This is a genomic window from Acinetobacter endophylla (genome assembly GCF_053543775.1).
This window is the reverse complement of the sequence record NZ_JBLVOM010000120.1, coordinates 1-8,227: the sequence shown is the minus strand read 5'-3', so window position 1 is coordinate 8,227 and position 8,227 is coordinate 1. Positions and strand designations below refer to the sequence as shown.

The 8,227-nt window shown below is 41.8% G+C and carries 8 protein-coding genes and 2 pseudogenes; 3 read left to right on the top strand and 7 right to left on the bottom strand.

The features are described 5' to 3' along the window. Positions 1 to 74: 74 nt before the first annotated feature. The 3 genes and pseudogenes from istB to ACNPNW_RS05615 form a co-directional block, all read right to left on the bottom strand. Positions 75 to 848 carry an IS21-like element ISAba8 family helper ATPase IstB gene (gene istB / locus ACNPNW_RS05625; protein ID WP_001053379.1) on the bottom strand — a complete coding sequence of 258 codons (774 nt, stop codon included), beginning with the start codon at positions 846 to 848 and terminating at the stop codon, positions 75 to 77. Next, a complete protein-coding gene (istA, locus tag ACNPNW_RS05620) occupies positions 848 to 1,867 on the bottom strand; it encodes an IS21-like element ISAba8 family transposase (protein ID WP_448766467.1) in 1,020 nt (339 codons plus the stop codon). Before istA ends, istB begins: the two co-directional genes overlap by 1 nt. 88 nt (positions 1,868 to 1,955) lie before the next feature. Further along, positions 1,956 to 2,996, bottom strand: a pseudogene (locus tag ACNPNW_RS05615) (FAD-dependent oxidoreductase); the annotation flags it as partial. A 170-nt stretch (positions 2,997 to 3,166) separates the two neighbouring features. Here ACNPNW_RS05615 and ACNPNW_RS05610 point away from each other — a divergent pair. From ACNPNW_RS05610 to ACNPNW_RS05600, 3 genes and pseudogenes are all read left to right on the top strand, one after another. Next, positions 3,167 to 4,048, top strand: a pseudogene (locus ACNPNW_RS05610) (LysR family transcriptional regulator). Positions 4,049 to 4,065: 17 nt separating this feature from the next. Beyond that, complete coding sequence (locus ACNPNW_RS05605) at positions 4,066 to 4,383, top strand: YqfO family protein (RefSeq protein WP_005247560.1); 318 nt, start codon at positions 4,066 to 4,068, stop codon at positions 4,381 to 4,383. 132 nt (positions 4,384 to 4,515) lie between these two features. Further along, positions 4,516 to 5,979, top strand: a complete 1,464-nt coding sequence (locus tag ACNPNW_RS05600; RefSeq protein ID WP_448766687.1) for a carotenoid oxygenase family protein — start codon at positions 4,516 to 4,518, stop codon at positions 5,977 to 5,979. A gap of 82 nt (positions 5,980 to 6,061) precedes the next feature. Here the strand turns inward: ACNPNW_RS05600 and ACNPNW_RS05595 are convergent, their stop codons facing one another. From ACNPNW_RS05595 to ACNPNW_RS05580, 4 genes are all read right to left on the bottom strand, one after another. After that, a complete protein-coding gene (locus ACNPNW_RS05595; RefSeq protein ID WP_448766686.1) occupies positions 6,062 to 6,661 on the bottom strand; it encodes a hypothetical protein in 600 nt (199 codons plus the stop codon). Positions 6,662 to 6,709: 48 nt separating this feature from the next. Continuing rightward, positions 6,710 to 7,180 carry an IS5/IS1182 family transposase gene (locus ACNPNW_RS05590; protein WP_004809604.1) on the bottom strand — a complete coding sequence of 157 codons (471 nt, stop codon included), beginning with the start codon at positions 7,178 to 7,180 and terminating at the stop codon, positions 6,710 to 6,712. Next, positions 7,128 to 7,523 (bottom strand): transposase family protein, encoded by a 396-nt coding sequence (locus tag ACNPNW_RS05585; protein WP_008306679.1) that lies wholly within the window; start codon positions 7,521 to 7,523, stop codon positions 7,128 to 7,130. The genes ACNPNW_RS05590 and ACNPNW_RS05585 overlap by 53 nt, the downstream gene beginning before the upstream one ends. Positions 7,524 to 7,795: 272 nt before the next feature. Then, complete coding sequence (locus ACNPNW_RS05580) at positions 7,796 to 8,203, bottom strand: transposase (RefSeq protein WP_448766611.1); 408 nt, start codon at positions 8,201 to 8,203, stop codon at positions 7,796 to 7,798. Positions 8,204 to 8,227 lie beyond the last annotated feature (24 nt).

Below are 8,227 nucleotides of genomic sequence, written 5' to 3'. Positions count from 1 at the left end.
TGTCAACGGCATTCTAAAATTGACCCCTTTTACCTTACAAATGGCAAAGTAAAATTGACCCCTTTGATCTCGTATTAAGTTTCAACCTGCGGCTGAATCCCAATTCTTTTTTTATCCTTCAAACGATAACTCTCACCCGATATCTGTACCACATGACAGTGATGTAATAGCCGATCTAACATCGCAGCGGTCAACGTGACATCATCCGCAAATGACTTAGACCATTGGCTAAAGGGTAAGTTACTCGTCAATATCGTACTGCCTTTTTCATAACGCTTGGCAATCACGTTAAAGAACAGATTCGCTTCTTCACGTCCAAATGGTAAATAACCAATTTCATCGATAATCAGTAACTTTGGTCCCAGTACCGCACGCTGCATATAGGTTTTCAATTTACCTTGCTGATAGGCTGTACTCAGTTGCAGCATTAAATCCGCTGCGGTAATGAACTTGATCTTAATGTTGTTCATGATGGCCTTATAGCCTAATGCCATAGATAAGTGCGTTTTTCCTACTCCGCTAGCCCCCAGAAACACCACATTTTCTGCTCTAGCAATAAAGCTCAGATTGAACAGTTCAATCACCTGTGATTTAGGGGCCCCTAGGGCATAATTAAAATCATAGTCTTCCAGGGTTTTGACTTGAGGCAGGCCTGAGAGTTTCATCAGTACCTGCTGACTGCGCTGTTGCCTGGCAGCATATTCATGCGTCAAGATCGCTTCAACAAAGTCGGCATAACTTCCATCCTGACCTAATGTTTGTTGTGCATGATGTGACCATTGTGATGCGATGGCAGGCAGATTGAGCTTTTGGCAAAGCTGCTCTATACGGTCGTATTGCAGATTCATCAGGAAACTCCCAGCAACTGGTCATATACCGATAAGGGATGCTGCAAACTCTCGTAGGGCATGACATGCTGTGCTGCTGCAACAGGTACAGTGCTGGAACCTGTATCTGATTGCGGTAATGGCGTAAATTTTTGCTGCTCTTGTTGCAGTCGAACAGCCGGTTTTTCTTGCGTGGTGGCATGAAACCGCTGATTGGCGGTTTCATGCAGCCACCGGCCAATGTGGGCATTGGCGACATCAACATCTAACAGTAAACCCGAAGTCTTCAGGCTTGCTTTCAATGGCACAATAAAGCTTGATTTGAGGTATCCATTAAAGCGTTCAACTTTGCCTTTGGTCTGTGCACGGTAGGGCTTACATACGCGAGGACGAAAGCTGTATTTCTTGGCGCAGTCGAGCAGTTTGGGGTTCCATTTATGCTGCCCCTCCTGATAGGCATCCCGTTCAATCATGATCGTTTTAGCGTTATCAAACAGGATTTCTTGAGGTACTCCTGCAAAAAACTGAAATGCATTTTCTAGACCATCGATCCATGCATCGGTACGTTCATGATCATAAAATTTCACGAAAGTCGCTCTGGAATACCCTAATGTTGCGACAAACGCTTTCAAAGTCGTGTTGTTGCGTCGAATCGTGGTGAAATCCACCTGCATTTGTTGGCCAGGTTGGGTTTCAAAACGAATGATCGGTTCCGGTTTAGCAACTGGTTTTAATGTTGCAAGATATTCCCTCAAGATCCTGATCTTTCCTGGATATCCCAACCCTAAAATTTCCTGGTAGAGCACAACAGCAGGAATCCATTCAGGATGAGCTGCGTTTACACGTTGGAGTAAATAGGGTTTATATGGGTCAAGGATACTTATTCTAGGCTGTATACGCTGATACTGAGGTGTGGTGTTTTGCCGTAAATATTTACGTACGGTATTTCTGGACACCCCCAGTTCACGAGTAATAGCTTTAATAGATTTACCTTGCTGATGAAGTATTTGGATTGTCACTGCTTGCTCCAAAGTTAACATGTTGAGCAGTCCAAAATGACCGCTATATTAACCAAGGGGGTCAGTTTTTAAATGCCATTAGGGGGTCATTTTTACACTGCCGCTAACATGCAGCCCAGCCTTTTACCGCGTATGCTAGTTTCCAGCCTAGGTTAAAGGCATCCTGCATGCAGGTATTTGAACCTAGGCCACTCGATGGTGGATGACGGTGTACCGCATCACCACCGCAGAATACGCGACCTTTAGAATATTCAGTTGCCCAGGTCTGGTTCACATACCAGTACGACAATTTCTGGATTTCGACTCCTTCAACTTTCGCACCGACAAAGGCATTCAGGCGGGCACGTACCTGTTCTTCAGTCACTTGTGGTTCGCCTTTGGAAATGTCAAAGCCCCAACCCATAATCCATTCATGCCATGGCGTAATGGCACGTAACAATCCCATGCCGAGGTCGCCAAAGCTAGCTTCAGGATTCACGATCCATTGCAGAATCGCAGGACGATGTTGAACGTATTGAGAAAGATCAGCTTTAAAGGTCACATAGACGGTACCGGCACGTGCCATCACGCCTTCCAGTGGCAAGCCGAGCTGTTCCAATACACGAGATTTAGCACCATCCATACCCACCAGATATTTTGCTCTTAAGCTAAATTCAGTATTGGTAATGCGGTTCAGGAAAGTAGCAGTCACGCCATCTTCGTCCTGCACATGTGACAGTTATTCAGTATTGAAGTTATAAATTGCACCACGTTCACCGGCATTTTTCACCAGTAAAGCTTCCATTTTTGGCTGAATCAGATCGACTAATGGACATGGACTGCCTTGGATATAGTCACCATGACGTTCATCACCGGTACCCCATGCACTTAAACGGGCGATTTCTTCGCCGACCAGACTGGTGGTAATCAGGCTTTCACCCATCTGTTCCCATGGTGTTGCAATCTCTTTAACCTGTTCTTCAATACCTAAATCACGTAATACTTCCATGGCACGCTGATTGGTAATATGGGCACGCGGACTATTGGCCAGCCAGCTAAACTGGGTAAACAGTTGTACCTTGATACCATAATTCGCCAAAGCCAAACCTAATGTTGAACCTGCAGGACCGGTACCAATGATCAGAACATCAGTGTCATAGTGTTGTGTCATACAAGACTCCATGTGTATAGGTGAAGAACAAGCTATCTATATAATCAGGCAGTCTAGTAAAACAGGATCTGTTGATATAGCGATATTCATATAAACTATCGACCTATTCTTATTTGCAATACGTGGGTCATAATCTTAAGATGCTGACCTGATCAGAAACCGGGCAGGCTATGGAACTTCGACATTTACGCTATTTTATTACTGTGGCGCAGCAACAAAGTTTTACCAAGGCTGCCGAAAAACTGTTTACCGCTCAGCCGTCATTAAGCCAGTAAATTAAGGATCTGGAGCAGGAAGTAGGCGTCATGCTGTTTGATCGTTCATCCAGAAAGGTCAAACTCACCGATGAAGGGCAGGCTTTTCAGATCTATGCCGAAAAAGCACTGGAAAATGCTAAACTGGCAGTAGCAGCAGCGCGTCAGGTTGCGCAGCAGAAAAATAACCAGATTCACATTGGCTTCCTGAATGTCGCAGAAATAAAAGTGATGCCACAGATTCTGGCCCAGCTTAAAAAAACCATGCCGGACTTAAAAATCCATCTGCATAGCCTGACCTGTATGGAACAGATTCAGCGGCTAAAAAATGCTGAACTGGATTTATGTATTACCCGCTTTCATCTGGACCATCCAGATTTTGAGAATATTCATTTATTAACCGAGCAAATTTATCTGATAGCCGCTCAGCACTTACATTCTACAGATCGAATCCTGAAATTACAGGAACTGAAAAATCACAATATGATTATGTGCGAGCAGAATGCTTCGCCCGTATTTTATGAGAAGCTGGATAAACTGCTCTGCATTGATCAACTCGAACATGAACAGCTGTTGTGGGTGACCAATGTCTTGCAACACATCAATCTGACCAATATGGGAATGGGCTTTAGTTTTGCGCCCGAATATTTACTGCGTTTTTTGAATGAGCATGTAAAAATTGTCCAGACTGATCAGGCACTGCCAAAACTGGGCTTGTATGCAACATTTAACAAGAATTCCCAAAATCCTGCATTGAAGATGATTACCCAAGCGCTTAACAATACGACAAGTAACTGAATTTCAGGAAGGAATATATGTTAAAGCTGATTTATTACGTGCCGGATGAAAATCTGGAAGACACTAAGAATGCGATATTTGCAGCAGGAGCGGGTGGTATTGGTGAGTATACGGACTGCGCCTGGCAAGTTTTAGGAACTGGGCAGTTTAAACCGCAAGAAGGTGCAGATCCTCATATTGGTGAAGTGGGAAAATTGGAACAGGTGGAAGAATGGCGGGTAGAAATTCTGGTGCCTGATGAAAAGGCAGTCGATGTGGCCAAGGTGCTGAAAGAAAGTCATCCTTATGAAGAGCCAGCTTTTGAGTTTATTCAGCTTCTGGATATCAAAGTCTAAAATTGATACTCTGCTGCGGCGCGTTTAACTTAGCGCGCCGTTAATCTAGATTCAGAAACCAGCCGACCTGCTTTTGTTATTATCATTTCTTCCAGAATAATCCAAAGAAAAAATATAATAAGGAAAATAACAATGCCGTGGCCAAAACCGCTGAGCAGTGCGCTTAAGAATACCCTCAGTAAATCTATCCAGTACGGTACAGAAATCCTGCATCAGCGCATTCCATATTCGCCAGATAATCCCTATCTGGAAGGTATATTTGCACCAGAGCGGAAGGAACACTTTTCCACAGATTTAAAGGTTGAAGGGCAGATTCCTGCAGAACTGGATGGTGCATTAATGCGGATTGGTCCAAATCCTATTACAGTCAAAAACCCACGCAACTATCACTGGTTTACGGGCGATGGCATGTTGCATGCGCTCAGACTGAAGGGTGGTGAGGCACATTGGTATAAAAGCAGTTATATCGGTTTTGCCAGTGTGCAGAAAAAACTTCATCGACCACAAATTCCCGGTAAAACGCGAGGTATCGCGGATGCAGTCAATACCAATGTCATCCACTTTGCCGGAAAAATCTGGGCACTGGTAGAAGCGGGTGCATATCCAGTTGAGTTGAATGCTGCACTGGAGTCAAAACGACATCATTTATTTGAAGATGATCAGGATTTTCCATTTACTGCCCATCCGCATATTGATCCTGAAACGGGCGATATTCATGCGATTTGTTATGATGCTTTAAGTCAGAACAAAGTTTTTTATTTGCAGATAGATTCAAAAGGTAAGTTGAAACATCATGTCGACATTCCAGTGAAACATGGTCCGATGATTCATGATTGTGCCATTACCAAATCTCAGGTGCTGATTCTGGATCTGAATGTGAACTTTTCTGTACGCAGTGCTTTAAAGGGTTCAATGTTGCCATATCAATGGAATCTAAAACGGCAGGCACGCATTGGTATAATGCCTTTTGGCGGTAAGGCAATTGATATTCGCTGGTATGAGATTGATCCCTGTTTTATTTTTCATACCGTGAATGCTTATGAGCTGGATTCTGGTGATGTGGTTATGGATGCGGTGGTGCACTCCAAAGCATTGGTCAGTTCGATTCAGGGACCGATTGAAGATCAGGATATTCGGCTGGAGCGGTTCATTTTTGAACACGGCATTGGAAAAGTGACTCGGACAGTATTATCCGAGATGAAACAGGAATTCCCACGGATTAATGAAGCTTATACGGGGCGGTCTTATCGTTATGTCTACACTATTTCCTTTGGCGAGTTTGATGATCCTTCTCGTGTCAGCAGCAATACTCTTTTGAGCCATGATGTGGAAACTGGCAATTCAGAAAGCTATTCTTTTGGAGAAAACTGGGTGACAGGAGAGGTGATATTCGTCGCACGGGAAGGGGCTCAAGCTGAAAATGATGGCTGGCTGATGTCGTATGTTCATGCTTTAGATGATAGTCCATCTAGGGTAGTGATTCTGGATGCACAGCATATGGCTGAAGGGCCGATTACAACCATTCATTTACCAATACGTGTACCCGTCGGGTTTCATTGTAACTGGATTGATTATCGGAAATTGAGAACAATATGAGCTTGAGTTGTTTACAGATAGCTATATAAGCAGAAGTCTACCTGAAATCAAGCGGGCTTTATCATAGGCTTACAATTGAAATTCAATTCCAGAATTCTTGATATTTTGAGACCCAATACAATTTGGTTTTTATGTCGTAGCTACCATCGGCATTCAGGGAAATGAGGTAATGAATGTCTTTGCCTCGACTGCGGTTACCTTTACCTTCAGGAACTTGATACTTATACTTTTCTACTTCTTGAGGGGGAGTTAATATAATACGTTTCCATTCTGTGGCTGGAATTTTTGCTACACCTTCCTGTTTCGCTGCCATTATAGCGAGTCTTTTTTTTGCTGCCTCTTCTCCTTGAGCATAACGTAGTTCTTCAGGAACACCATATCCTTTTTTTATTTGCTCTTCATAAGTCAACCAAGGGGCATATTTAATAATAATTTGTTCAGGGACATAACCATCAGGAGATACTTTACAAGAGCTATCTGTAGTTAAATATTTGGCTTTTCTTTTTACAGGCATATTTCCATCGCTATCATAAAAATTATCACACAATGGCCAATTGTTTTTATAAACAAATTTTCCTGAATCATAATGTATAGCGAAACTAATACTATTTTTCATCATAGATGAGCATCCTGATAGGACTAGACTAGTAACTAAGCTTATTAAAAGCGTTAAATTCTTCATTTTGATACAATCCTCCTTTTGCTGCATTAAATAGACCTCTTTCATAAATCATTTTTTGCTCAGTTCCAAGTTGTAGATTCCAGCGATTAAATTGAATCTCAAACCAAGCCTTTTACCTCTATTTCGATAACGCTCAGCAAGGATTTTGAAGGTTTTTAGGCTGCCAAATACATGCTCAATTCCGATTCTTCTTTTATTAATTTCCTGATTATAGATTTTCAATTCAGGATCCAATTTACAGTGTCTTTTGGCTTTTAATGGCAACAGGCTATTCGGATACAACACATAAATCCCCTGATAGCCTTTATCTGCAAGGATAAAAGCCCCAAAAGGAATCTGGTTTAAATTGCGTTTGAACAACTCGAAATCATGCACTGCACCGCGACTGGTACATAAACTCAGAATTTGCTGAGTTTTGTAGTGAATCATGGCCTGTACTTTAAAGGTATGGGTCTTTTTCTTGCCGCTATAGCTTTTCTTCTGTTTTTTTAGGCCTTTGGATTGGAATTTCCGTGGCATCCACGATCACAACATTCCAGTCGATGCCTTCGCCCTCGGGTAAATCTTTGGGTAAATTAAACAGATTGGACCGAATCAGGCAGTCTTCAACATGACGGACAATTCTTGACGCTGTGGGCTCTGAAACCCCGTAACTCGTCGCAACGTGAAATAAGGTTCGGTATTCCCGCCAATAGCTCAGACAGAGCAGAACCTGATCCTCCAGGCTTAACTTGGGCGGTCTGCCTTTGGCAGAGACATGCTTCTGCAATTGCTCAACCATCAAATAGAAAGTTGACCATGAGATGCCTGTATATCGCTTGAACTGAGGATCAGAAAGCTTGTTTGAATCGATGTATTTCATCCGCAGATTATGCACGAATGCTAAGAAATCCGGAGTGCAAATATTAACCAAAAAGAAGATCGTTTTTTGATTTATGAAAGAGATCTAATGTTAATGCTGTCCCTTAATTGGCTTTGATCTAGTTAAAATAATTTATGATTTGAATCATTTTTTTAAATGTTCTTATTATATAAATATTAATTAAACAGATGATTATTTTTTTAATTATAAAAGATATCTATTATTCTTAAATAGATATCTTTTATGCTAATTATTATAATATTAAGCTGTCATTAAAAAGTAAACATGTATTCTTTTCCGAATTGGTTTGATACTCTCTCCACCCATTGCTCTATTTTATCAGCTGTCATGACTTGAAAATCTCGCCAATAATATTTCATCTGCTTCCATACCATCTCGATTCGATTTAACTCAGGGCTATAAGCTGGAATAAAATACAAATTCGTCGAAAAGTTACTTTTAAGTAGCTCTCTGTAATCAGCCATCTTTTTACTTCTATGAATCGAGGCATTATCAACAATAAGAACCAATGGAAGGTTATAAGTCTGTTTTACTTGTTGAGCTATTCCAGTTAAATAGGCATAAAACCAAGTGCTTGTAACTGACTCTTGTAAACAACTTGTCACCAGTTTCCCCGTTGAAAGCAAACACCCCATGACATTAACTCGTTTTAATCTTATTGCATCAACCGCATGAACATCACC